Annotated in this window: 16 protein-coding genes, 3 tRNA genes and 1 riboswitch; of the genes, 3 read left to right on the forward strand and 16 right to left on the reverse strand. The window is 59.5% G+C overall.

Annotation, left to right across the window (positions count from 1 at the left end; genetic code table 11):
* Positions 1-34 precede the first annotated feature (34 nt).
* Positions 35-1,477 carry a magnesium transporter gene (gene mgtE, locus KGA82_RS04680; protein ID WP_008033095.1) on the reverse strand — a complete coding sequence of 481 codons (1,443 nt, stop codon included), beginning with the start codon at positions 1,475-1,477 and terminating at the stop codon, positions 35-37.
* Positions 1,478-1,797: 320 nt separating this feature from the next.
* Here mgtE and KGA82_RS04685 point away from each other — a divergent pair, with 320 nt between their 5' ends.
* Complete coding sequence (locus KGA82_RS04685) at positions 1,798-2,316, forward strand: outer membrane protein assembly factor BamE (protein ID WP_223449736.1); 519 nt, start codon at positions 1,798-1,800, stop codon at positions 2,314-2,316.
* Positions 2,317-2,335: 19 nt separating this feature from the next.
* Here the strand turns inward: KGA82_RS04685 and KGA82_RS04690 are convergent.
* The 7 genes from KGA82_RS04690 to ltaE all read right to left on the reverse strand — a co-directional run bounded on the left by KGA82_RS04690 (position 2,336) and on the right by ltaE (position 8,301).
* Positions 2,336-2,412: transfer RNA gene (locus KGA82_RS04690), tRNA-Arg, on the reverse strand.
* Positions 2,413-2,484: 72 nt separating this feature from the next.
* Positions 2,485-2,561 (reverse strand) — tRNA-Arg (locus tag KGA82_RS04695).
* A 108-nt stretch (positions 2,562-2,669) separates the two neighbouring features.
* Positions 2,670-2,760 (reverse strand) — tRNA-Ser (locus tag KGA82_RS04700).
* Positions 2,761-2,822: 62 nt separating this feature from the next.
* Positions 2,823-3,011, reverse strand: coding sequence for a carbon storage regulator CsrA (csrA, locus tag KGA82_RS04705; RefSeq protein ID WP_002554426.1), 189 nt, complete (start codon positions 3,009-3,011; stop codon positions 2,823-2,825).
* 187 nt (positions 3,012-3,198) lie between these two features.
* Entirely contained in the window at positions 3,199-4,440 is a 1,242-nt protein-coding gene (locus KGA82_RS04710; protein WP_008033100.1) for an aspartate kinase, read from the reverse strand.
* A 91-nt stretch (positions 4,441-4,531) separates the two neighbouring features.
* On the reverse strand, positions 4,532-7,150 hold the full coding sequence (gene alaS / locus KGA82_RS04715; protein ID WP_008038457.1) for an alanine--tRNA ligase: 2,619 nt from the start codon (positions 7,148-7,150) through the stop codon (positions 4,532-4,534).
* A gap of 146 nt (positions 7,151-7,296) precedes the next feature.
* The gene (gene ltaE / locus KGA82_RS04720; protein ID WP_008038459.1) at positions 7,297-8,301 is read right to left on the reverse strand and encodes a low-specificity L-threonine aldolase; all 1,005 of its coding nucleotides are present in this window, start codon (positions 8,299-8,301) and stop codon (positions 7,297-7,299) included.
* 197 nt (positions 8,302-8,498) lie between these two features.
* Positions 8,499-8,670, forward strand: a riboswitch (FMN riboswitch).
* Between the two features lie 102 nt (positions 8,671-8,772).
* On the opposite strand from ltaE, the gene KGA82_RS04725 reads away from it, so the two are divergent.
* Positions 8,773-9,282, forward strand: coding sequence for a 6,7-dimethyl-8-ribityllumazine synthase (locus tag KGA82_RS04725; RefSeq protein WP_008033105.1), 510 nt, complete (start codon positions 8,773-8,775; stop codon positions 9,280-9,282).
* Between the two features lie 30 nt (positions 9,283-9,312).
* Here the strand turns inward: KGA82_RS04725 and astE are convergent, their stop codons facing one another.
* The 7 genes from astE to KGA82_RS04760 form a co-directional block, all read right to left on the reverse strand.
* Complete coding sequence (gene astE / locus KGA82_RS04730; protein WP_008033106.1) at positions 9,313-10,323, reverse strand: succinylglutamate desuccinylase; 1,011 nt, start codon at positions 10,321-10,323, stop codon at positions 9,313-9,315.
* A gap of 12 nt (positions 10,324-10,335) precedes the next feature.
* Positions 10,336-10,623: a hypothetical protein gene (locus tag KGA82_RS04735; protein ID WP_008033108.1), complete on the reverse strand. Its 288-nt coding sequence runs from the start codon at positions 10,621-10,623 to the stop codon at positions 10,336-10,338.
* A 20-nt stretch (positions 10,624-10,643) separates the two neighbouring features.
* Entirely contained in the window at positions 10,644-11,990 is a 1,347-nt protein-coding gene (astB, locus tag KGA82_RS04740; protein ID WP_008033110.1) for an N-succinylarginine dihydrolase, read from the reverse strand.
* A gap of 162 nt (positions 11,991-12,152) precedes the next feature.
* On the reverse strand, positions 12,153-13,622 hold the full coding sequence (astD, locus tag KGA82_RS04745; protein ID WP_192227969.1) for a succinylglutamate-semialdehyde dehydrogenase: 1,470 nt from the start codon (positions 13,620-13,622) through the stop codon (positions 12,153-12,155).
* On the reverse strand, positions 13,619-14,644 hold the full coding sequence (gene astA, locus KGA82_RS04750; protein ID WP_207285408.1) for an arginine N-succinyltransferase: 1,026 nt from the start codon (positions 14,642-14,644) through the stop codon (positions 13,619-13,621). The genes astD and astA overlap by 4 nt, the downstream gene beginning before the upstream one ends.
* Before the next feature lie 70 nt (positions 14,645-14,714).
* Positions 14,715-15,734 (reverse strand): arginine/ornithine succinyltransferase subunit alpha, encoded by a 1,020-nt coding sequence (aruF, locus tag KGA82_RS04755; RefSeq protein ID WP_008033116.1) that lies wholly within the window; start codon positions 15,732-15,734, stop codon positions 14,715-14,717.
* Between the two features lie 212 nt (positions 15,735-15,946).
* Positions 15,947-17,167, reverse strand: a complete 1,221-nt coding sequence (locus tag KGA82_RS04760) for an aspartate aminotransferase family protein (RefSeq protein ID WP_223449737.1) — start codon at positions 17,165-17,167, stop codon at positions 15,947-15,949.
* A 287-nt stretch (positions 17,168-17,454) separates the two neighbouring features.
* On the opposite strand from KGA82_RS04760, the gene KGA82_RS04765 reads away from it, so the two are divergent.
* The gene (locus KGA82_RS04765; protein ID WP_223449738.1) at positions 17,455-22,170 is read left to right on the forward strand and encodes a dermonecrotic toxin domain-containing protein; all 4,716 of its coding nucleotides are present in this window, start codon (positions 17,455-17,457) and stop codon (positions 22,168-22,170) included.
* Position 22,171: 1 nt separating this feature from the next.
* Here KGA82_RS04765 and argR read toward each other — a convergent pair whose 3' ends face one another.
* Positions 22,172-23,152 carry a transcriptional regulator ArgR gene (gene argR, locus KGA82_RS04770; RefSeq protein WP_008033121.1) on the reverse strand — a complete coding sequence of 327 codons (981 nt, stop codon included), beginning with the start codon at positions 23,150-23,152 and terminating at the stop codon, positions 22,172-22,174.
* Positions 23,153-23,339 lie beyond the last annotated feature (187 nt).

A 23,339-nucleotide genomic window follows, 5' to 3' on the forward strand; every position in this document is an offset into this window, starting at 1 on the left:
ACGAGCTGATTCGCGGGTTGCAGGCAGAGGGTAATCAGAGCAGGAAGATGGTCGCCAGCCCGAGGAAGATGAAGAAACCACCACTGTCGGTCATGGCCGTAATCATCACGCTGGCGCCCATCGCCGGATCGCGACCCATCTTCGCCAGGGTCATGGGGATCAACACCCCCATCAACGCCGCGAGCAACAGGTTGAGCGTCATGGCAGCGGTCATCACCACACCAAGGGACCAACTGCCGTAAAGCAGGTAGGCCACCGCACCAATCACCCCACCCCAGACCAAACCGTTGATCAAACCGACGGCCAGCTCCTTGCGCATCAGACGCGAGGTATTGCCGGTACTCACCTGGTCCAGCGCCATGGCGCGAACGATCATGGTGATGGTCTGGTTACCCGAGTTGCCACCGATGCCCGCCACGATCGGCATCAAGGCCGCGAGCGCCACCAGTTTCTCGATCGAACCTTCGAACAATCCGATCACGCGAGAGGCAATAAAGGCGGTGATCAGATTGATTGCCAGCCAGGCCCAGCGGTTGCGCAGGGATTTCCAGACTGACGCGAAAATATCTTCCTCTTCACGCAGACCCGCCATGTTGAGAACTTCGTTTTCGCTCTCTTCACGAATCAGGTCGACCATTTCATCGATGGTCAGACGGCCGATCAGCTTGCCGTTCTTGTCGACCACCGGGGCCGAGATCAAGTCGTAACGTTCGAACGCTTGTGCAGCATCGTAGGCGTCTTCGTCCGGGTGAAAACTCACCGGGTCGCTGGCCATGACTTCCGATACTTGTTTTTCCGGGTCGTTGACCAGCAAACGCTTGATCGGCAGCACGCCCTTGAGCACGCCGTCGTAATCGACCACGAACAGTTTGTCGGTGTGACCCGGCAGCTCCTTGAGCCGACGCAGGTAGCGCAACACCACCTCGAGACTGACGTCCTCACGGATCGTCACCATCTCGAAGTCCATCAGCGCACCGACCTGCTCCTCGTCATAGGACAACGCGGAGCGAACGCGCTCACGCTGTTGACCGTCGAGGGTTTCCATCAGCTCGTGGACGACGTCTCGCGGCAGCTCGGAGGCCAGGTCAGCCAGTTCGTCGGCATCCATGTCCTTGGCCGCCGCCAGGAGCTCGTGATCGTCCATGTCGGCGATCAGGGTTTCACGTACCGAGTCGGACACTTCGAGCAGGATGTCGCCGTCGCGGTCAGCCTTGACCAATTGCCAGAGCGTCAGACGATCGTCCAGCGGCAAGGCTTCAAGGATGTAGGCAACGTCGGCGGAGTGCAGGTCATCGAGCTTGCGTTGCAGCTCGACGAGGTTTTGCCGGTGAACCAGGTTTTCAACCCGGTCGTGATGCGGACCTTCCTGGCGATGAGTCAGGTCTTCGACCACCCGCTGACGCTGCAACAGCTCAATCACTTGAGCGAGGCGGTCCTGCAGGCTTTCTTGCGTTTTCTTTACTTCAACTTCGGACATAGGCGAACTCCACTCCCAGCAGCAGGGCACGCCGGAAGGATCAATCAGTCAATTCATGATTGGAAAAGCGGTTTACTGAATTACTACTGGGTAAGTCCATGGAGGTATTCCACAAGCCCCGGCGGGGCTGACGGGCGCAATGATACACCGCCCAACGGTTTTAAATGTTAAAAAATCGCGGCTGAAACAAGCGCTTGCGAGACAAACCTGAGCGCCGTCCTGATCCGTGAAAATGCGACGACTCATTCTGAAAAGAAAACACACCAGCGCTGAAAAATGTAGCGGCTACCCTTGAGTCAGACCGTCATGGAGGACGTTTGATGCCATTGAATGCCTGTTATTTTCTGCTGATCGCCCTGCTCTGCCTGCCGCCCCTGGCACTTGCCTCAACCGTTCACCGCTGCGAAGCAGCAAACGGCCGCATCACCTTCACCACGCTGAGTTGCACGACCGGGGAAAGCCTTTCGCTCCAGGAAGTGCGCACGCTTACCCCCGGCAGCACGGTGTCGCTGATGCCGGAAGCGGACTTTCGTGAAACATCACGTATGAATATCAAAAGGAGGGAGCCGACAGTCGTCGGCCAGGCAGAGGACAACTGTGGAAACCTGATCGATGCCCGGGAGCGCAGGGAAGCAATCATCAATCAACGGATTGTCGCCGGCATGACCCGGCAAGACGTCGAAAGCGCCCTCGGCAAGCCAGACAGGATCAGCATTCGCAATTCGGCCACGAGCTACCGATACGACACCAAGCGAGGTCGTAGCGCACACGTCGAGTTCGATGAGAGAGGTTGCACCAGAGGAAAAGCCAAATCCCAGACGGCAAAAAGCCCGCGTTAAACGCGGGCTTTTTGTTGTTTGGTGCACTCGACAGGATTCGAACCTGTGACCGCTCGGTTCGTAGCCGAGTACTCTATCCAGCTGAGCTACGAGTGCAATTTGTGTTTTTAGACCAGATCACAACTGGTTGAAACAGAGTAGCTCACATCACTGCAAACAACTCTTAAATGGTGCACTCGACAGGATTCGAACCTGTGACCGCTCGGTTCGTAGCCGAGTACTCTATCCAGCTGAGCTACGAGTGCATTTGTTGCCGCGCATTATAGGCCGTCGAATCTTTTTGTAAAGCGCTTTTTTCTAGTAATTTCAACAACTTACCGAAGAAGCCAGATTACAACGTACTACGCAAATAATGGCGGAGAACGGGGGATTCGAACCCCCGACACCCTTTTGAGGTGTACTCCCTTAGCAGGGGAGCGCCTTCGGCCACTCGGCCAGCTCTCCGCAACACGGGGCGTATATTAACCAGCTTCTTCCCCGTTTGCAAACATAAAAAACGATAAAAATTAATGGCTTGGTTCTTCGTCCTTCTCTTTCTTTATACGCAGGTAAATTTCCTCACGGTGGACCGCAACCTCTTTCGGGGCGTTGACACCGATACGCACTTGATTTCCTTTAACGCCGAGCACGGTCACGGTGATTTCTCCATCACCAATAATCAGGCTTTCTGCGCACCGACGAGTCAGAATCAGCATACCTTTCTCCTCACGCATTTCATTTCAGGGACAACAGTCTGCAAAAAAAAGGCACTCGACCTACAACCTGAAAGATCGCAGCCCTACATGCCTGAGTATTGACCAGCGCGGGCAAAAGAACAGCTTCAGGCCGCACCATTCAAAAAAACAAAAGGGCGCGGTCAGACCGCGCCCTTCGGCAAACGCATCACTCGCCCGTTCGGGCCGGCGCGTCCAGTTCGAAAGCCGTGTGCAGGGCGCGCACAGCCAGTTCCAGGTACTTCTCTTCGATCACCACGGAAACCTTGATTTCCGAGGTCGAGATCATCTGGATGTTGATGCTTTCTTTCGCCAGGGATTCGAACATGCGGCTGGCCACACCTGCGTGGGAGCGCATGCCGACACCGACGATCGAGACCTTGGCGATCTTGATGTCGCCAACGACTTCACGGGCACCGATCTCGCGAGCGGTGTTTTCCAGCACGGTTTGCGCGGCCTGGAAGTCGTTGCGGTGTACGGTGAAGGTGAAGTCGGTGGTGTTATCGTGCGCAACGTTCTGCACGATCATGTCGACTTCGATGTTCGCGGCGCTGATCGGGCCGAGAATCTTGAATGCAACGCCCGGGGTGTCTGGCACGCCACGGATGGTCAGCTTGGCTTCATCGCGGTTGAAAGCGATGCCGGAAATGATCGGCTGTTCCATGGTTTCCTCTTCATCAATAGTAATGAGGGTGCCCGGACCCTCCTTGAAGCTGTGCAGTACGCGCAGCGGAACGTTGTACTTGCCGGCGAATTCCACCGCACGGATCTGCAACACCTTGGAACCGAGGCTGGCCATTTCCAGCATCTCTTCGAAGGTAATCTTGTCCAGGCGCTGGGCCACGGACACCACACGCGGGTCGGTGGTGTAGACGCCGTCGACGTCGGTGTAGATCTGGCATTCGTCAGCCTTCAAGGCTGCCGCCAGCGCCACGCCGGTGGTGTCGGAACCGCCACGACCGAGGGTGGTGATGTTGCCGTGCTCGTCGACGCCCTGGAAACCGGCGACAACCACCACACGACCTGCTTTCAGATCACCGCGAATCTTCTGGTCATCAATCTGCAAGATACGCGCTTTATTGTGCGCGCTATCCGTCAGAATCCGTACCTGGTTGCCGGTGTAGGACACCGCTGGCACGCCGCGCTTGATCAGCGCCATGGCCAACAGGGCAATCGTCACCTGCTCACCGGTGGAGACGATCACATCCAACTCACGCGGAACCGGTTGACCGTCGCCACTGATTTGCTTGGCCAGATCGATCAGACGGTTGGTTTCGCCGCTCATTGCAGACAGCACAACCACCAGGTCATCGCCGGCATCGCGGAATTTCTTAACCTTGTCGGCGACCTGCTCGATTCTCTCGACAGTGCCGACCGAGGTGCCTCCAAATTTCTGTACGATCAAAGCCATTTCAAAGCCGCCTCTGCCCATGAAGGGCGCCCAAATAATCACTCAAACAGCGTTCCGGCCCACCACTAGACTGTGGGCCGGACACACTGCCTTATAAACCCTGCTCTACAAATGGAACAGTCAGGGCCAATGCCGCATCCAGTGCGCCAGCGTCAGTACCACCGCCCTGCGCCATGTCTGGACGACCACCGCCCTTCCCGCCCACTGCCGCAGCGGCTTGCTTCATCAAATCACCGGCTTTGAGTTGGCCAGTCAGGTCTTTGGTTACGCCTGCAACCAGAACGACCTTTTCCTCATGGACACTGCCGAGCAGGATCACTGCGCGGCCGAGTTTGTTTTTCAGTTGATCGACCAGCGCCAGCAGCGCCTTGCCGTCCTGACCGTCCAGACGCACGGCCAGTACTTTCACGCCTTTGACGTCCAGGGCGGAAGCCGACAGATCGTCGCCCGCCGCACTGGCAGCCTTGGCCTGCAACTGCTCGAGTTGCTTCTCCAGCAGACGGTTGCGCTCCAGCACAGCCGACAGCTTGTCGATCAGGTTGTCGCGGCTGCCCTTGACCAGGTTGGCCGCTTCCTTGAGTTGTTCTTCGGCAGCGTTCAAGTATGCCAGCGCTGCAGCGCCGGTGACCGCTTCGATACGACGCACACCGGAAGCCACACCGCCTTCGCTGATGATTTTCAGCAGGCCGATGTCGCCGGTACGGTTGGCGTGGATCCCGCCGCACAGCTCGACGGAGAAATCACCGCCCATGCTCAGTACGCGCACGTTGTCGCCATACTTCTCGCCAAACAGCGCCATGGCGCCTTTTTGCTTGGCGGTTTCGATATCGGTTTCTTCGGTTTCAACAGCCGTGTTCTTGCGAATCTCGGCGTTGACGATGTCTTCCAGCGCCTTCAGTTGCTCAGGCTTGATGGCTTCGAAGTGGCTGAAGTCAAAGCGCAGGCGCTGACTGTCGACCAACGAACCTTTCTGCTGAACGTGATCGCCCAGCACCTGACGCAATGCCGCGTGCAGCAAGTGAGTGGCCGAGTGGTTCAGCGAGGTCGCGTGGCGCACGTCGGCTTCGACGTGGGTCTCGACCGGCGAACCGATAGTCAGGCTGCCCAATGCCTGCACACCGTGGTGCAGGAACGCGCCACCGGTCTTGGTGGTGTCGCGCACGTCGAAACGGCCGATGTTCGATTGCAGGTAACCGCAGTCGCCAACCTGACCGCCGGATTCAGCGTAGAACGGGGTCTGATCGAGAACGATCACGCCCTCTTCGCCTTCACTCAAGACGTCGACGGACTTGCCTTCCTTATAGATGGCGACAATTTTCGCCGAACCACTGGTGGCCTTGTAGCCGGTGAACTCGGTGGCCACGTCAACCTTGACCAGCGTGTTGTAGTCCAGACCGAACGAACTGGCGGAACGGGCACGGACGCGCTGGGCTTCCATTTCGCGTTCGAAGCCGGCTTCGTCGACGGTCAAGTTGCGCTCGCGGGCGATGTCCGCGGTCAGGTCCATCGGGAAACCGTAGGTGTCGTAGAGTTTGAACACCACGTCGCCTGGCACCACGGTGCCTTTGAGTTCCAGCAGATCCTGCTCGAGAATCTTCAGGCCGTGCTCCAGGGTCTTGGAGAACTGCTCTTCTTCGGCCTTGAGCACGCGCTCGATGTTGGCTTGTTGCTTCTGCAGTTCCGGGAAGGCTTCGCCCATCTCGGCAACCAGCGCCGCGACGATCTTGTAGAAGAAGCTGCCGGTCGCGCCCAGCTTGTTACCGTGACGGCACGCACGACGAATGATCCGGCGCAGCACGTAGCCACGACCTTCGTTGGACGGCAGCACGCCGTCGGCAATCAGGAAACCGCACGAACGGATGTGATCGGACACAACCTTCAGCGAAGACTGATCGTCATTGGTGCAGCCAATGGCCTTGGCCGATGCGCTCAGCAGGTTCTTGAACAGGTCGATTTCATAGTTGGAATGAACGTGCTGCATCACCGCACTGATCCGCTCCAGGCCCATGCCGGTGTCGACCGACGGTGCTGGCAGCGGATGCAACACGCCATCGGCGGTGCGGTTGAACTGCATGAACACGTTGTTCCAGATCTCGATGTAACGGTCGCCGTCTTCTTCCGGCGAGCCCGGTGGGCCGCCCCAGATGTCGGCGCCGTGATCGTAGAAAATTTCGGTGCAAGGACCGCACGGGCCGGTATCGCCCATGGTCCAGAAGTTGTCGGAGGCGTAAGGCGCGCCTTTGTTGTCGCCGATGCGGATCATGCGCTCGACCGGCACACCGATCTGCTGGGTCCAGATGTCATAGGCTTCGTCATCCGAGGCGTAGACCGTTACCCAGAGTTTTTCCTTGGGCAGCTTCAGGACGCCGGTCAGGAAGGTCCAGGCGTAGGTGATTGCGTCGTGCTTGAAATAGTCACCGAAGCTGAAGTTACCCAGCATTTCGAAGAAGGTGTGGTGACGAGCGGTATAACCGACGTTTTCCAGGTCACTGTTCTTGCCACCGGCACGCACGCATTTCTGGCTGCTGGTCGCACGGGTGTACGCACGTTTTTCCTGGCCCAGGAAACAGTCCTTGAACTGGTTCATCCCCGCGTTAGTGAACAGCAGGGTTGGGTCGTTGCCCGGAATCAAAGAGCTGGAGGCTACACGAGTGTGGCCTTGCTCTTCGAAGAAGCGAAGGAAGGCTTCACGGATTTCTGCGCTTTTCATTAGGTTCTTCCACGGAGGCTGCGGCCAAAGGCCTGTGCGAAACGTCAACAGACGAAGCGACGGCAAAGGGCCGCATTATATCGGCCCAGCGCGCGGGGTACAGCGTGTTTATACGATAGAAACGGTCAATTGGACGGCTAACGCTGTCAGTTGCGCGAAAACTCGACGAATGTCGCGATGACTTGCTCGATTTGCGCGCGGCTCACGTCCATGTGCGTGACCATTCTAAGACGACCGGCGGCGCTGAGTTTGATCCCGCGCTCAGCGGCAAACGCCTTGATCGCCTCGGCCTTGTCGCCCATCTGCACATAAACCATGTTGGTTTGCACCGGTTCGACTTCGTAACCGGCTTTTCGCAGTCCGTCCGCGAGGAATTGCGCGTTGGCATGATCGTCCGCCAGACGCTGGACGTTGTTATCCAGTGCGTACAACCCCGCTGCCGCCAGAATCCCGGCCTGACGCATGCCTCCGCCGACCATCTTGCGCAGACGGCGCGCCTTGCCGATCAACTCGACCGAGCCGCACAACACCGAACCGATCGGCGCGCCCAGCCCCTTGGACAGGCAGACCGACACCGAATCGAAATGCTGGGTGATTTCCCGGGCATCGACACCCAGTTTGACTGCCGCGTTGTACAGGCGAGCGCCGTCGAGGTGCAGTTGCAACCCGTGTTCGCGAGTGAAACTGCGCGCCCGGGCCAGATACTCCAGCGGCAGCACCTTGCCCTGCATGGTGTTTTCCAGCGCCAGCAAGCGGGTGCGGGCGAAATGGAAATCGTCCGGTTTGATCGCGGCAGCCACCTGAGCCAGGTCCAGCGAGCCGTCGGCCTGCACTTCCAGCGGTTGCGGCTGGATCGAACCGAGCACCGCCGCGCCGCCACCTTCGTACTTATACGTGTGCGCCTGCTGGCCAACGATGTATTCGTCACCGCGCTCGCAGTGCGCCATCAGGCCCAACAGGTTGCTCATGGTGCCGGTCGGCACGAACAGCGCCGCGGCAAAGCCCAGGCGTTTCGCCAACTCGGCTTCCAGGCGATTGACCGTCGGATCTTCACCGTAGACGTCGTCACCGGTGGCCGCGTTGGCCATCGCGTCGAGCATCCCTGGAGTCGGCTGAGTGACGGTGTCGCTGCGAAGATCGATAACGCTCATGAATCTGGCCTCGGTAAGCAGGGGAAAATCCCTTTCGGAATGGAATTACTGCGGTCATGTCGACGAATAATCAACCCTTGGGCGAGGAAAAGACGCAGCAAGTGAGCGAAAAAGTCGATAGCAATCATCAGATAGCAGCAATGCACAGCTGAGAAATATGTGTTAAAAACGCTGCGCCGCCAGACAATCTGTCGGCAAAACGTTCTCAGGGCGGGGTGCAACTCCCCACCGGCGGTAATTGCGCGCAATGCGCATAGCCCGCGAGCGCTTGGCGACAGGCACGGCTTCGGCGGTGTTTGACGGCAAGGTCAGCAGACCCGGTGTGATCCCGGGGCCGACGGTCATAGTCCGGATGAAGAGAGAACGGGATTGGCGCCAAAGGGTCGTCCGCAGGCATTCTTGCGAGCGTGCGTACCCTTAAATCCCATTCGATTCATATGCCCTGTTTTATACATAAACAGGAGTCAGAACATGCAACCCACCGCAATCGACAGCAAAAGCAAACACCATCAGGGCGAGCGCGTTGCGTTCATCCAGGCCTGCTGGCACAAGGAAATCGTCGATCAGAGCCGTAAGGGCTTCGTCGCAGAAATGATTGCTCAGGGTTATCAGGAATCCGACATCGACTTCTTCGAAGTCGGCGGCGCCTTTGAAATGCCCCTGCACGCCAAGTTGCTGGCCAAGACCGGCCGTTATGCCGGTATTGTCGCGGCAGCCCTGGTTGTGGACGGCGGGATCTACCGTCACGAATTCGTCGCCCAGTCTGTGGTCAGCGGCCTGATGCAGGTTCAATTGGAAACCGAAGTGCCGGTGTTCTCGGTGTCCCTGACCCCGCACCACTTCCATGCCGGCGAAGAACATCAGAAGTTCTTCTTCGAGCATTTCGTACACAAAGGCCAGGAAGCAGCGAAGACGTGTGCGGATACGCTGAGCAAGATTCGGGCGTTGCGTCGTACTGAGCCACGCGCAGTAGCCGTCTAAACACCGCTCCTACAGAGTCAGCGTCGTCAGTTAGGCCAGGTTTTCGTCGGTGGTCGGCACGATCAGGATGCCGGCGCGCAGGCCGTTCTTGACCTTGGGGTTCGGGAAGATAATCCGCGCGCCCTCTTCTTCGATGATCCAGCGCGTCTGGGCGATGTCTTCGGCCAGCAGATAACCCACTTCCAGTTCCGAAAAGTTCTCGATGTCCGCCGGCAGGTTCAAGCGGAAGCTATCGCTGTGCTTGATGATTTCCCGTGCCACGCTGAACAACTGCAACCCATTCAGCGCCTCTTCGGTCAGTTCCGGCTCTGTGCCTTCGATGATCTGTTTAAGGCGGGTTTCAAGCAGGGAGACGTTGACCCCGTCGTTCTGCCCGAACGGCCGCGCCTTGCCCAACTCCAGGGTGAAAGACTCGGCACCCAGCTTGTCGTAGGTGTAGGAACTGAAAACGATGGACGGCTTGTTTTGCAGCAGCACCGCTTCCATGCCGGCAGCGCGCAGGCGAGCCAGTTCCTGACGGGAATGCTGGCGATCCTCTTTCCACGGATACAACGCAAACTGCTCGATCTTCGAGCCACGAATCGCCGTGTGCAGGTCGTAATGCAGACGATCGCGATCCGGCAGGCTGAAGAAACTGGCCGCCAGCCGCTCCAGTTCACAGGCGCGCAGGGCTTCGGAGCCGCTGGTTTGTTCGTGACGGCCGTTGAACAGCCGATTGACGTCCTGCTCGATAAAGCGCTCGCCCTTGCGAATCGCTTCCGGGTTGCCGAACAGGAACAGAATACGTGCGCGCGGCTTCAAATCGCCGCGAGCGATGTCATGCAACAGGCGATCGAGCAACTCGATCGGCGCTGTTTCGTTGCCATGGATCCCGGCTGACAGCAGCAGGTCCAGGCCATTGTCGCGAGCTTCAGGTGGCCGGACTTCCAGCGCACCTTCGCTCAACCAGCGCATGCGTACGCCTTCGACAGTCAGTTGAGTCTTCTCCGCCGGTTCGCGGCCGGCGAGGGTCAGTTCAAGCAGTTTGCCGAGGGCGAGCATAGAGCGGTTTCCTTAGTGGTCGTGGGCGCAATCCGGGCCGTGCACGTGGTCTTCGTCGCCGACTTCAGCCGGCTCCATTTCCAGTTGCAGACTTACCAGATTAGTCGCCAATGGGCGCAGCAGCAGGTTGGCGTATTCAGCGTCACCTTCTTCGACGTCCACGCCGATCAGCAATTGGCCGCGGCCATCGTGCTGAATCCACAGCTCTTTGCCTTGCCAAATGACAGCGACGCGGGTGCAGGAAGTTTCCAGTTGCGTGCCGTCGGTGTCTTCAAGGATCAGCTGCAGGGTATCGCTCATGTGTTTTACGCTCTCGACGTTCAATTGATCTGGAATGGATAAACCGCGCCCAGTTTAAGGATTTGCGTCAGTTCATCCAGTGCCGTCCGGCACTCAAGCAGCAATTGCGGGTCCGCAAGGTCGGTTTCGGCCATGCGGTCGCGGTAGTGCTTTTCGACCCATTCGGTCAGCGTGCCGTACAACGGTGCCGTCATGATAACCCCTGGGTTGACGGCCGCCAGTTCGGTTTCATTCAGTGCCACGCGCAAACGCAGGCACGCCGGGCCACCGCCGTTCTGCATGCTTTGCTTCAGATCGAAGACTTTGACTTCGCGGATCAGGCCGCCAGAACTGGTCAGGCTTTGCAGGTACTGCCAGACGCGTTCGTTGCCACGGCACTCTTCCGGCACGATCAACAGCATCGAGCCGTCAGGACGCGACAGCAACTGGCTGTTGAACAGGTAGGAACGCACCGCGTCTTCCACGGTAACCGCCGAACGGGGTACGCACACCGACTGGAATTTGCCGCCGACCTTGGCGAGTTTGCTTTGCAGCTCGGCCAGCATCTGCTCGGTGTCGAGGAACGCGTCCTCGTGATAGAACAGCACCTCGCCGTTACCCACCGCGATCACGTCGTTGTGGAACACGCCCTGATCGATCACCGCAGGATTCTGCTGGGCGTAGACCACGCCGTCATCGCTCAAACCGTGCAGACGAGCGACAGCTTGCGAGGCTTCGAGGGTCTGGCGCGCCGGGTATTTCTGCGGTGCCGGGTAGCGGTTATCGAACGCGCTGCGACCGAACACAAAGAACTCGACGCCGGCTTCACCGTATTCACGGCAGAAACGCGTGTGGTTGGCTGCGCCTTCGTCACCGAATTGCGCCACGGCCGGCAACGCCGCGTGGTGAGCGAAGTGCTTCTGGTCAGCGAACATTGCACCCAGTACACGACTGGTGGTCGGGTGCTCGATGCTGCGGTGGTATTTGCAGTTGAGGTTGGCGGCGGTGAAATGCACGCGACCGTCGGCGGTGTCGGCACTCGGGCTGACCGTGGCGGCGTTGGCCACCCACATGCTCGACGCCGAGCAACTGGCGACCAGCAACGGCATCGCGTCTTTCGCCGCTTGCTCGATCACTTGCGCGTCGGTGCCGCTGAAGCCCAGGCGACGCAGGGCGGCGACATCAGGACGCTCTTGCGGGGCCAGAACGCCTTGTTGAAAGCCCATTTCCATCAGCGCTTTCATTTTCGCCAGGCCTTGCAGCGCAGCTTCCTTCGGGTTCGAAGACTGCTGGCTGTTGCTCTGGGACGCGACGTTGCCGTAGGACAGGCCGCCGTAGTTATGGGTCGGCCCCACTAGACCGTCAAAATTGACTTCATAGGATTTCATCAGCGAGGCTCCACGAGAATCTGTTTTTATAGGCTTCAGTTACTGTTCAGTACGACCGCGTTGCGGTCATCGCCAGCAGGCTGGCTCCCACAGTGATTGGGTGGTACACAAAATGTGTGAACACCACCGAACCTGTGGGAGCCAGCCTGCTGGCGATGGGCATCACGCCATCTTCACGCCTGGCGTCAGGGCCGCTGGCAACGTCAGGCTCGGCGTTTCCAGCGAGGCCACCGGGTACGCGCAGTAATCTGCCGCGTAATAGGCGCTGGCGCGGTGGTTGCCCGAGGCGCCGACGCCGCCGAACGGTGCGCTGCTCGCAGCACCGGTCAGTTGTTTGTTCCAGTTGACGATACCGGCACGGCTTTCCAGCCAGAACTGCTGATAACGCGCTTCGGAATCCGACAGCAAACCGGCCGCCAGGCCATAGTCGGTGTCGTTGGCTTCAGCGATGGCCGCTTCAAAATCAGCGTAGCGGATCACTTGCAGCAACGGGCCGAACAGCTCTTCGTCAGGACGATCGGCAACGGCGGTCACGTCCAGAATACCTGGGGTCAGCAACGCGGCTTGTGCCTCAGGCTGAGTCATTTCCAGCAACGCCACGGCGCCATTGGCCAGCAGATGTTCCTGCGCATCCATCAGCGCTTTTGCCGCGCCAAGGGAAATCACCGAGCCCATGAACGGCGCTGGCTGCTGATCGAACGCACCGACTTCAATCGTCGAGCTGACCGCCACCAGACGCGCCAGGAGCGTGTCGCCCCAGGCGCCCTGCGGCACCAGCAAGCGGCGGGCACAGGTGCAACGTTGACCGGCAGAAATGAAAGCGGACTGAATGATGGTGTACACCGCTGCATCCAGATCAGCGACCTCATCGACCACCAACGGGTTATTACCCCCCATCTCCAGCGCGAGGATCTTGTCCGGACGACCGGCGAACTGCTGGTGCAGGTGATTGCCGGTGCGGCTCGAACCGGTGAAGAACAGACCGTCGATACCCGGGTTCGCCGCCAGGGCGATACCGGTTTCGCGAGCGCCTTGCAGCAGGTTCAACACGCCGGCTGGCAGGCCGGCTTCGATCCAGCACTTGACCGTCAGTTCGGCGACTTTCGGGGTCAGCTCGCTCGGTTTGAACAGCACGCTGTTACCGGCCAGCAGCGCCGGCACGATGTGACCGTTGGGCAAGTGACCCGGGAAGTTGTAAGGACCGAACACCGCGACCACGCCATGTGGCTTGTGGCGCAATACGGCGGTGGCGTCGCCCAGCGGGCCGCTCTTCTCGCCGGTGCGTTCGCGGTAGCTCTGCACCGAAATCGCAATCTTGTTGACCATGCTGGTCACTTCAGTCGCCGCTTCCCACAGCGGTTTACCGGTTTCTTCACCGATGCAACGCGCCAGTTCGTCAGCGTTGTTTTTCAGCGCGCCAGCAAAGGCTTCCAGCACCGAAATACGTTCTTCCAAAGTACGACGGGCCCAACCCGGAAACGCCTGACGCGCGGCTTGCACGGCAGACTCAACCTGAGCAGCGGTAGCGCCCTCGCCGGCCCACAGCACTTGCTGGGTCACCGGGTTCAACGATTGGAAGGCTTCACCCTGACCGGCCAGCCATTCACCTGCGATGTATAGCGAATTCATTATTTCGACTCCCGAGCAGCAGACAACGGAACGGCGCGCACTTGATCGCCGGCGTTGAGTTGAAGACGTTTGGCGGTCAGCGGATCGACTACCAGCGTACCGGCGGCAAGACGTGCGGGAGCGGCAGTGATCCGGCAGTCTTCGCGCTTGCGGTTGTGAATGATGAATGGCGTGGCGTCGTCACCCGGCGTGCCAACGGCCAACACCAGCGCCTGACTGTCTCGCACGGCGCGGATCTTGCCGGTTTCGCATTCGATGGCCGGGCCGGCGTCGAAAATGTCGACGTAACCCTGGTAGCTGAAACCTTCGCTCTTGAGCATGGCCAGCGCCGGCTCGGTGTCCGGGTGAACCTGACCGATCACGTTACGTGCATCCGGCGACAGGAAGCAGGTGTACAGCGGGAATTTCGGCATCAGTTCGGCGATGAACGCCTTGTTGCCCACGCCGGTCAGGTAATCGGCCTGGCTGAATTCCATTTTGAAGAAGTGTCGACCCAGGCTTTCCCAGAACGGCGAACGCCCTGCTTCGTCGGAGACACCGCGCATTTCGGCAATGATCTTGTTGCCGAACAGTTGCGGGAACTCGGCGATGAACAGCATTCGCGCCTTGGACAACATGCGGCCGTTGAGGCCGGTGCGGAAATCGGCGTGCAGGAACAACGAGCACAATTCCGAGTTGCCGGTCAGGTCGTTGGCCAGAAACAGCGTCGGGATTTCGCGGTAGATGTTCAGCTCTTGCGAAGCGCTGACCGTCAGGCCAACCCGGAAGTTGTACCAGGGCTCACGCAGGCCGACGGCGCCGGCAATGGCGGAAATGCCCACCACACGACCGTTGTCGTCTTCGAGGACGAACAGATAGTCCGCATCGCCGCGCCCGGCCTCGCCGCGAAAGGTCTTCTCGGCCCAGCCGACCCGATGGGCCAGACGCTCTTCGTTGGCCGGCAAGGTGGTCAGGCCGGTGCCGGTGCTACGGGCCAGGTCGATCAGAGCGGGTAAATCGCTGCTGCGTACGGGACGAACGATCATGCTATCTCCTCAAACGGGCCGCTTGCGCCACCCGCGAAACACTTGCTGCTTTCCAGGTTGAAAGCAGGCGTTAAACCGCCACCAGGCGCACGCTTGCACCTTCACCGACGCCCAGGGCTTCGGCCGCTTCCAGATCCAGGGTCACGGGTTTGCCCGGCGCGTAATCGAGCTCGAGCAACACGGCGCGGTAATCCTGCAACTGCGCATTGGCCACCAGGTACTGACGCCCTGCGCCTTTGACCGGCTCACCGATTTTCACCGGCACGACACGGCTCTGGGCGATCGAACGGATCCCCGAAACACGCGCATGCAACGTCGGGCCGCCGTCGAAAATGTCGATGTAGTGATCGGTCTCGAAGCCTTCGCGCATCAGGATGTCGAAAGTGATCTGCGCCCGTGGGTGCACCTGGCCCATCGCTTCTTGCGCGGAGTCCGGCAGCAACGGCACGTAGATCGGGTAATGCGGCATCAGCTCGGCGAGGAACGTGCGGCTCTTCAGACCGCACAGACGCTCGGCTTCGGCGTAGTTGAGGTCGAAGAAGTTGCGACCGATGGCGTCCCAGAACGGCGAGTCGCCATTTTCATCGCTGTAACCGACGATCTCGGTCACCACGGAATCGGCAAAGCGCTCCGGATGGCTGGCCACGAACAGCAAGCGGCCACGGGAGTTGAGCTCGGCCCACGGCGAACCCACCAACTCGCGCTGCACGTAGAAACTGGTCAGCAAGCTGTTGCCGGTCAGGTCGTGGCACTGGGAGAGCACGTGAATCTTGTTATGAATCTTCAGCTCGCGGGAGGCGTGCACGAAGGTTTCATTGCGGAAGCTGTAGAACGGCTCGGAATAACCGGCCGAGGCAACGATGGCCGAGCAACCGGCCAGTTTGCCGGTGGCGGTGTCTTCGAGGACGAAGAAATAGCTCTCTTCACCGTTGAAGCTGACTTCGGCAGCAAACGAGGCTTCGCTCGCGGCGATCTTGTCGCTCAGGCGTTCAACGTCATCCGGCAAGGAAGTGACACCAATCGGGCTGTCCGCAGCCAGACGCTGTACCTCGCCCAGATCAGCCATTTGCGCGGGGCGCATCACCAGCATGGTGTCACTCCTTTCTCTAAACTCTTTGAGGAAAATAAACCGGCCCGGTCTTTTGAAGACTTGGGTAGGAGCGAAGCTTGCTCGCGAAGGTGTGTCAGTCGACATCACTGTGACTGACACACCTTCGCGAGCAAGCTTCGCTCCTACAGAAAAGCGGGGCCGGCATCAAAATTGGGTTCGACGCCTGAAATCATCAGGCGTCGAAGGGTCTATCAGGCTTGCGTCAGTTTTGCTGCAGCGCGCTCGAAACGATCCAGGCCGGCATCGATATCGGCGTCTTCAACCACCAGGCTTGGCGCAAAACGCACCACGTCCGGGCCGGCTTGCAGGACCATCAGGCCTTCGCGCTCGGCGGCGTTGAAGATGTCCTTCGCCTTGCCTTTCCAGGCATCGCTCAGCACGCAACCGATCAACAGGCCCATGCCACGAACCTTGGTGAACAGGCCGTATTTCTCGCCGATCTGCTCCAGGCGAGCCTTGAACTTGTCGTGCTTGGCGTTGACGCCGGCCAGAACTTCAGGGGTGTTGATCACGTCGATCACCGCTTCGGCGACGGCGCACGCCAGCGGGTTACCGCCGTAGGTGGTGCCGTGAGTGCCGACGACCAGGTGTTTGGCCAGGTCTTCGGTGGTCAGCATGGCTGCGATCGGGAAACCGCCGCCCAGGCTCTTCGCGCTGGTCAGGATGTCCGGGATCACGCCGTAATGCTGGTAGGCGAACAGATGGCCAGTACGGCCCATGCCGGTCTGCACTTCGTCGAAGATCAGCAGCGCGTTGTGCGCGGTGCACAGGTCACGGGCGCCTTGCAGGTATTCGAGTTCGGCCGGGATAACACCGCTCTCGCCCTGGATCGGCTCCAGAACCACAGCGCAGGTCTTGTCGGAAATGGCGGCTTTCAGCGCGGCCAGATCGTTGTACGGCACATGGGTGATGCCGGTGATTTTCGGACCGAAACCGTCGGAATACTTCGACTGGCCACCGACGTTCACGGTGAACAGGGTACGGCCGTGGAAGCTGTTGAGCGCGGCGATGATTTCGTACTTCTCGCTGCCAAACCGATCATGGCCGACACGACGGGCCAGCTTGAAAGCGGCCTCGTTGGCTTCGGCGCCGGAGTTGCAGAAGAACGCACGCTCGGCAAAGGTTGCGTCGATCAGCTTATGCGCCAGGCGCAGGGCAGGCTCGTTGGTGAACACGTTGGACACGTGCCACAGCTTGTTCGCCTGCTCGGTCAAGGCACCGACCAGCGCCGGGTGCGCATGGCCCAATACGTTAACGGCAATCCCGCCGGCGAAGTCGATCAGCTCGCGGCCAGACTGGTCCCAAACGCGGGAACCGGCGCCACGCACAGGAATGAAGGCGGCAGGCGCATAGTTGGGAACCATTACCTGGTCGAAATCGGCGCGTTCTACCGCAGCGTGCTCAACGGACATCGGAGTCTCCTGAAGAGGAACACTCGCCGGAAACTGGCGAGCGATGGGGGGATTGTAAGGACAGTTTTCAGCCCGGCCTTGCCGCCAAGCGACAACTTCTTATAGCGCAAACCCCGGTTTCAGCCGGGTTTACGGCAATGCGACATATAGCGTCGCAAAGGCGCAGTTTAAACCGGCGGCACAGGTTATAGGCAGGCTTGTCGAACGGTGCGGTAAATATGTACCGCACACCGTGCTTCATCGTTTGTTTTCCTTGGGTTCCATCCAAACGCTAACGGACTAGCGCCATGATTCAGCATGACCCCGAGCTTACCGCTCAGCCAGACGCGCATTTCCAGCATGCGTTCCACAATCTGCCCGACTGGCTATTAACAGCATCGCCCGCTACGCGCACTGCACTGAAAAGCGCGCGGCTGGACCTCCCGGAATGGCACGCCCAGGCAACCCGCCAGCAGCACCAATCATTGAAAGCGGCCAGCACGCACTATCTGGCCCAGCGTAACCACCTGGAATCCATGCTGGATAAACTGCAGAACGCCCGGGACTTTGCCGAACCGCTTCTGCGTGACGCATTGAAAACCCGGTACGGCCTGGAACTGGACGTCAAGACGACCTTCCTGCGCCTGTACATCCCGCAGACCGTTCCGTGGTTCCCGATCAAGACCGGTGCCGCGCGCACCTGGACGGTCTCGCTGCTCGACGCCGCCCTGCACAACTTTCAGGATTCGGAAACCGAAGCGCAGGCTTACGAATCTGCCTCGACGTTCATCACCGAACCCTCGTCCACCGGGCAATTCGATACATTGCCGGCGATCAAGCGCCAACTCTCCATTCAGCACTTCACCCGGTTGTGCAGGGAACTGGATATCGGCGCTCGATACGAGGCCCACCTCAAGGAAAACCTGGGGTTTACCAACCCGGTCGCCGCTGCCGTGTTGAAGTCGAGCGTGATCAAGACGCACAAGGCCGCCCTGCTATCAGCCCTGCATCTGGCCCAGGTCCGTGGCGACCTGCCGCTGGATGCAGGGCAATCGATTCTCGACATGATCGAGGGCCGCGAAAACGTGGGGCTGGACAACTGGCGACTGCACTGTCACGACCTGAGCCTGATGTCTTCATTGCTGACCGGCATCGTCATTTTCGCGCCGCGACTTGAACTCACCTCCCAACGCTCGCGAATCATCGCCTACATCCCCGACGATCCGGAACACCCGCTCAAACAATACCCCGACACCCTGGCGTTCATGACCGAGCTGACCCGCAAACTGCGCTCGCCTGCTTACCAGGCGTTCTTCAGCCGGTTCATCGATCATCAGGAACGAGGCCACTTTTTCGCCGACCTCAACAGTCGCCTCCGCGCCGTGACCTGGCATGAACACCTGCGCGGCGATCCGCTGCCGAGCTGGCGCGACACCCCCATCGACAAGCCCAACCTGCAATTCTCGGTGAACCCGATCAGAAACGATCTGTGGACTCACCTCTACCAGCAGCAATTGAACAAGCTGCTCAATGACGCACGCACCCTTGCGGTTTCTACCGCCAGCGCCGACCGAGCAGCGCGATGGGCGGCGTGGGACGCCTTCAGCAATGTCGCCAAAAAGATCCTTGAAGTGGCGTCGTTCGTGGCCCTGCCCTTTGTTCCGTTTCTGGGCGAATTGATGCTCGCCTACATGGCCTACCAAGTGCTCGACGACACGTTCGAAGGCATCATCGACTGGGCCGAAGGCCTGAAAACCGAAGCGTTCGGACACTTGATGACGATCGCCGAGACGGTGGTTGAACTCGGGACGTTCGCGGTGGGCGGTGTCATGGCGGCCGGTGCGTTCAATGGCCTCATGTCTCGCGAGGCGGTGACGCTGATTTCCCCGCTCAAACCCATCAAGACAGCCGCAGGTAAAACCCGATACTGGAAACCGGATCTCACCCCTTACGAACAGTCCGTTGATCTGCCGGACGCTGCCAGCCCCGACCCTCTCGGTTTGTATCAGCATGAGGGCAAAACACTGGCGCGCGTTGAAGGCAAACTCTACTCGGTAAAACCGGACAGCAAGACTGGCCGCTTTCAGATTCAACACCCGCGCCGGGCCGACGCCTATCAGCCGGCCCTGCGACACAACAACCACGGCGCCTGGCAGACAACACTGGAGCGACCGCTGACGTGGGACCGGGAAACCGTGCTACGCCGCCTCGGCCAGAGCGTCGAATCGTTCAATACTGCCGAGCGTGAGCAACTCCTGCAGATCAGCGGTTTTCACGACAACGTGTTGCGCGAGATCCACGTCGAGAATCAGCGCCCGCCTTCGCTGCTGACCGACACGATCAAACGCTTCAGGATCGACCGTGACATTCAGGCACTGGTCGAGCAGACCGGCAGTGACCATCCCGACCGCTATCAGGCGCTGAACCAGCGCAGATCGCTGTTCCAGTCTCGCTACCGTGAACTTGAAAAAACCGACAATCGCCATGTTCAGCTACTGCAAGGCGAAGTACAGGGACTGCCCACGGACATCGCACAAGAACTGGTGAGCAACGCAAGCGGCACCGAACTGAAGCAAATGCACAACGGCCGCTTGCCCCAGCGCCTCAAGGATGTAGCGCTGAAAGCCATGGACGCGGTGCGTGTCGCCAGAGCCTATGAGGGGTTTTATCTGGAGGACATGGAAACGGTGGACACCCATCGCCTGGCCCTGCATAGCCTTGAGTCACTGCCCGGCTGGCCTGCCCGCCTGCGCATCGAAGTCAGGGAGTTCACCCATGAGGGGACGTTGCGCGACAGCATCGGAGACCCCGATGCGCCGACCCTCAGAACATTGGTGTACGCCGAGGACCACACGTATCAGGTCCATGAAAACATGGCTCTGCCGGGCGACTTTTATCAGGCCCTCCTGCAGACACTTCCCGACGCTGAACGCACGGCATTGGGTCTTTCTGCCGAAGACGGTCAACTACTCAAACAACGCATTGCCGAGCATGCGCAGAACAATCCCGCATTGCGCACGCTACTGGTGAAGCATCCCAACCGAAAACCCTTCTATGACCCGGCAACCATGCGCCTGCCCGGCGGATCGGAGGGTTACAAGCGAACAGGTCGTCCCATCCCCACACTGGATGACAGGGTTCGCGAGGTGTATCCAGGCCTGCCCCAGGAAGAACTACGCGCCGTCGTCGCCCGCCTGCAACGCCACCCCGATGGCGCTCGCGTGGAGCTTTCACGCCTGAGCAATGAACTCGAACGGCTGCATGAAGACCTGGATACCTGGATAAAGGAAGCCCCCACCGTCCACCCCGAAACCGGACAGCCATTGAGCGAGCTGGAGCAACAGGCCCAGCATCACAACCGCCGGTTGCTGGCTCAGGAAATCCAGCAGAGCTGGCGTCGGCAAACGCCACGGGACCTCGAATCGACAGAGCACAGTGATCGCTATGTATTGCGGTTTGCCGAGCCGATTCTGGGTGAGCTGCCGGTGCTGACGGCGGACTTCAGTCACGTATCGCTGGTCGCCCTCGAAGGCAGTCACGCGGAACAAGGTGTTCACGGTTTCCTGCAAAACTTCAGCGACCTTCGTCGTCTCGACTTGCGGCGCTTCTCCCTGACCACCCTGCCCGACGCCATCCCACGGATGATCAACCTCGACACATTGGTGCTGAACGAATGCGCGATCAGGATTGATGCCGACGCGTGGTCGAAACTGTCCTCTTTGAACAAACTGGTGATGCTGGACCTGTTCCGTAATCCGGTTGATGTGGTACCCGATGTCGGCGCATTTACCGAGCTCGTGCACCTGGACCTGAGCGCAACCGGGCTGACTGAAATCCCCGTCAGCGCTATCACGCACCCCAGACTCGATACGCTCATGCTGATCAATAACCGGATCACCGAGCTGCCCGAAGGGGTGTTCGACAGCGTGGTCTACGACAAGCGCGGCGTGCACCTGTCGGACAACCCGCTCGTCGACAGCGCTCGACAACTCGTCAAGCTTCAATACTTCGAAACCTCATACGATCTGGGCGTCTATGCCCCCGAGGCGGATATCGAACGAGCCAGGGCGCTCTACCCGAACATGGAAGTCGAGCAGGCCAGCGATTTCGTCTACGAACTGCCTGGCACACTGGAAGAGGGCCGAGAGGCGCTGACCCAACTGGAGGAAGAACTGGCTCAATTGAGCAACGATCTGACGACATGGACAGCCGATCTGCCACCGCGCCATCCGCTAACGGGTGAACCCTTCAGTGACATGCAACAGTTTGTCGAACACGCCAATCGCGATGAATTCAAAGAGGCAATGGAACGCTGCTGGCGGCATGACGCAGACCTGGATGATTTCAATGAGTCGCTTGAGCCGACATTCGAACTCTCCATCCGCCCGGTCATCACCGGGGAACTGCCGACCCTCAGCGCTGACTTCAGTCATGTCTCGGCGCTGGAGCTGCACTGTGTCGATGGCGTGACGCGCATCGGGCGTTTTCTGGAATCCTTCCCGAACCTGAGAAGCCTGAGGCTGCGCGACTTCAACCTCGGTGACATTCCCGATGCGGTGTTCAAGATGGGGCGACTCAGGTCGCTGTCGATTCCCAACTGCCGCGTCAGTCTGTCAGTGCAGTCGGTCGGCGCATTGGCGGGAATGGAACAGCTCGAATACCTCGATCTGGGCCTCAACCCCTTGGGGCTGACACCCGACCTGAGTCAGATGCCGGACCTGGCGACCATTCTGCTCAACGACAGCGGCATCACCGACATACCCGATGGCCTGCTACAACTGGCAGAACTGGACTGGGCAGACTTGAGTGGCAATGCAATCACCAACGTATCCAGCGACCTGTTGGAGTTGCCCGTGGAAGTGGCCGAGAACATTACGCTGAGGGGCAATCCGTTTACGGAGGAAAGCCTGTTGCGGCTGATCAGTTACTTCGAACGCACACGTGCCGACTTTGGCGTGGAAGAGGTGATCAATCGAGGTGAAATGTACGTATCCACCTCCGAGGGTTCCGAGATCGACGAATAGATCAGCCGCGCTCGGACGGCACTGACGACAACTCGAACGGGCTGCTGCTGCGCCGCTGGTTACGATCTTCCCGCGGCGTGGCGCCGAAGAAGTTGCGGTAGGCGCTGGAGAAATGTGGCCCCGAGGAGAAGCCGCAGGACAGGCCGATCTGGATGATCGACTTGCTGGTTTGCATCAACATCTGCCGGGCCTTGTTCAGGCGCAGCTCCAGGTAGTACTGGCTCGGCACACGGTTGAGGTATTGCTTGAAGATCCGCTCCAACTGGCGACGGGACACGCACACGTGTTGGGCGATTTCGTCGGTAGTCAGCGGCTCTTCGATGTTGGCTTCCATCAGCAACACCGCCTGGGTGAGCTTCGGATGGCTGGAACCGAGGCGGTTCTGCAGCGGAATGCGTTGGCGTTCGCCGCCTTCGCGGATGCGCTCGACCACCAGTTCTTCGGATACGGCGCCAGCGAGTTCGGCGCCGTGATCACGGGCCAGCACCGCCAACAACAGATCGAGTACCGACAGGCCACCGCACGCCGTCAGGCGATCGCGATCCCAGTCGAACAGATGGCTGGTGGCGATGACTTTCGGGAAACGTTCGGCGAAATCGTCCTGCCAGCGCCAGTGCACGGCGGCGCGATAACCGTCGAGCAAACCGAGTTGCGCCAACGGATAAACACCGGCGGACAAACCACCGATCACGCAACCTGCACGCACCAGTTGTTTCAGCGCACTGCTGAGCGCCGGCGCGAGGGTGGTCGGCGGCTCATCGGCGAGCAGGAACAGTTTCTGCAGGTTTTCGAGCTTGCCGGCCCAGGGTTCACCCGGCAATTGCCAGGCGCCTTCGGTCGACGGTTCGGCCTGCAGGAACGACAGTTCGTAGACCACGTCCGGATGCACACGCTGGGCAACACGCAAGGCCTCCTCAGCCAGCGCAAGCGTCAGTGCTTTAGTGCTGGGCCAAATCAGGAAACCAATTCGATGGGCAGTCATGGCGGGCAATCCGAAACGAAACAGTGATGAAGGCATGGGCCAATGCTAGCCCGTAAATGAACGCAAATCTCAAAACCAACGCAGATCAACTGTAGGAGCCGGCTTGCTGGCGATAGCGGTATGTCTGTGCCAGATATTTAAACTGACCCACCGCTATCGCCAGCAAGCCGGCTCCTACAAATCGGGG

This window comes from Pseudomonas sp. BF-RE-22 (genome assembly GCF_019956155.1).
Classification (GTDB): domain Bacteria; phylum Pseudomonadota; class Gammaproteobacteria; order Pseudomonadales; family Pseudomonadaceae; genus Aquipseudomonas; species Aquipseudomonas migulae.

Bases quoted from the DNA above. Each gene is read 5' to 3' on its own strand.
- mgtE (WP_008033095.1), bottom strand. From the start codon at position 1,477: ATGTCCGAAGTTGAAGTAAAGAAAACGCAAGAAAGCCTGCAGGACCGC.
- KGA82_RS04685 (WP_223449736.1), top strand. From the start codon at position 1,798: ATGCCATTGAATGCCTGTTATTTTCTGCTGATCGCCCTGCTCTGCCTG.
- csrA (WP_002554426.1), bottom strand. From the start codon at position 3,011: ATGCTGATTCTGACTCGTCGGTGCGCAGAAAGCCTGATTATTGGTGAT.
- KGA82_RS04710 (WP_008033100.1), bottom strand. From the start codon at position 4,440: ATGGCTTTGATCGTACAGAAATTTGGAGGCACCTCGGTCGGCACTGTC.
- alaS (WP_008038457.1), bottom strand. From the start codon at position 7,150: ATGAAAAGCGCAGAAATCCGTGAAGCCTTCCTTCGCTTCTTCGAAGAG.
- ltaE (WP_008038459.1), bottom strand. From the start codon at position 8,301: ATGAGCGTTATCGATCTTCGCAGCGACACCGTCACTCAGCCGACTCCA.
- KGA82_RS04725 (WP_008033105.1), top strand. From the start codon at position 8,773: ATGCAACCCACCGCAATCGACAGCAAAAGCAAACACCATCAGGGCGAG.
- astE (WP_008033106.1), bottom strand. From the start codon at position 10,323: ATGCTCGCCCTCGGCAAACTGCTTGAACTGACCCTCGCCGGCCGCGAA.
- KGA82_RS04735 (WP_008033108.1), bottom strand. From the start codon at position 10,623: ATGAGCGATACCCTGCAGCTGATCCTTGAAGACACCGACGGCACGCAA.
- astB (WP_008033110.1), bottom strand. From the start codon at position 11,990: ATGAAATCCTATGAAGTCAATTTTGACGGTCTAGTGGGGCCGACCCAT.
- astA (WP_207285408.1), bottom strand. From the start codon at position 14,644: ATGATCGTTCGTCCCGTACGCAGCAGCGATTTACCCGCTCTGATCGAC.
- aruF (WP_008033116.1), bottom strand. From the start codon at position 15,734: ATGCTGGTGATGCGCCCCGCGCAAATGGCTGATCTGGGCGAGGTACAG.
- KGA82_RS04760 (WP_223449737.1), bottom strand. From the start codon at position 17,167: ATGTCCGTTGAGCACGCTGCGGTAGAACGCGCCGATTTCGACCAGGTA.
- KGA82_RS04765 (WP_223449738.1), top strand. From the start codon at position 17,455: ATGATTCAGCATGACCCCGAGCTTACCGCTCAGCCAGACGCGCATTTC.
- argR (WP_008033121.1), bottom strand. From the start codon at position 23,152: ATGACTGCCCATCGAATTGGTTTCCTGATTTGGCCCAGCACTAAAGCA.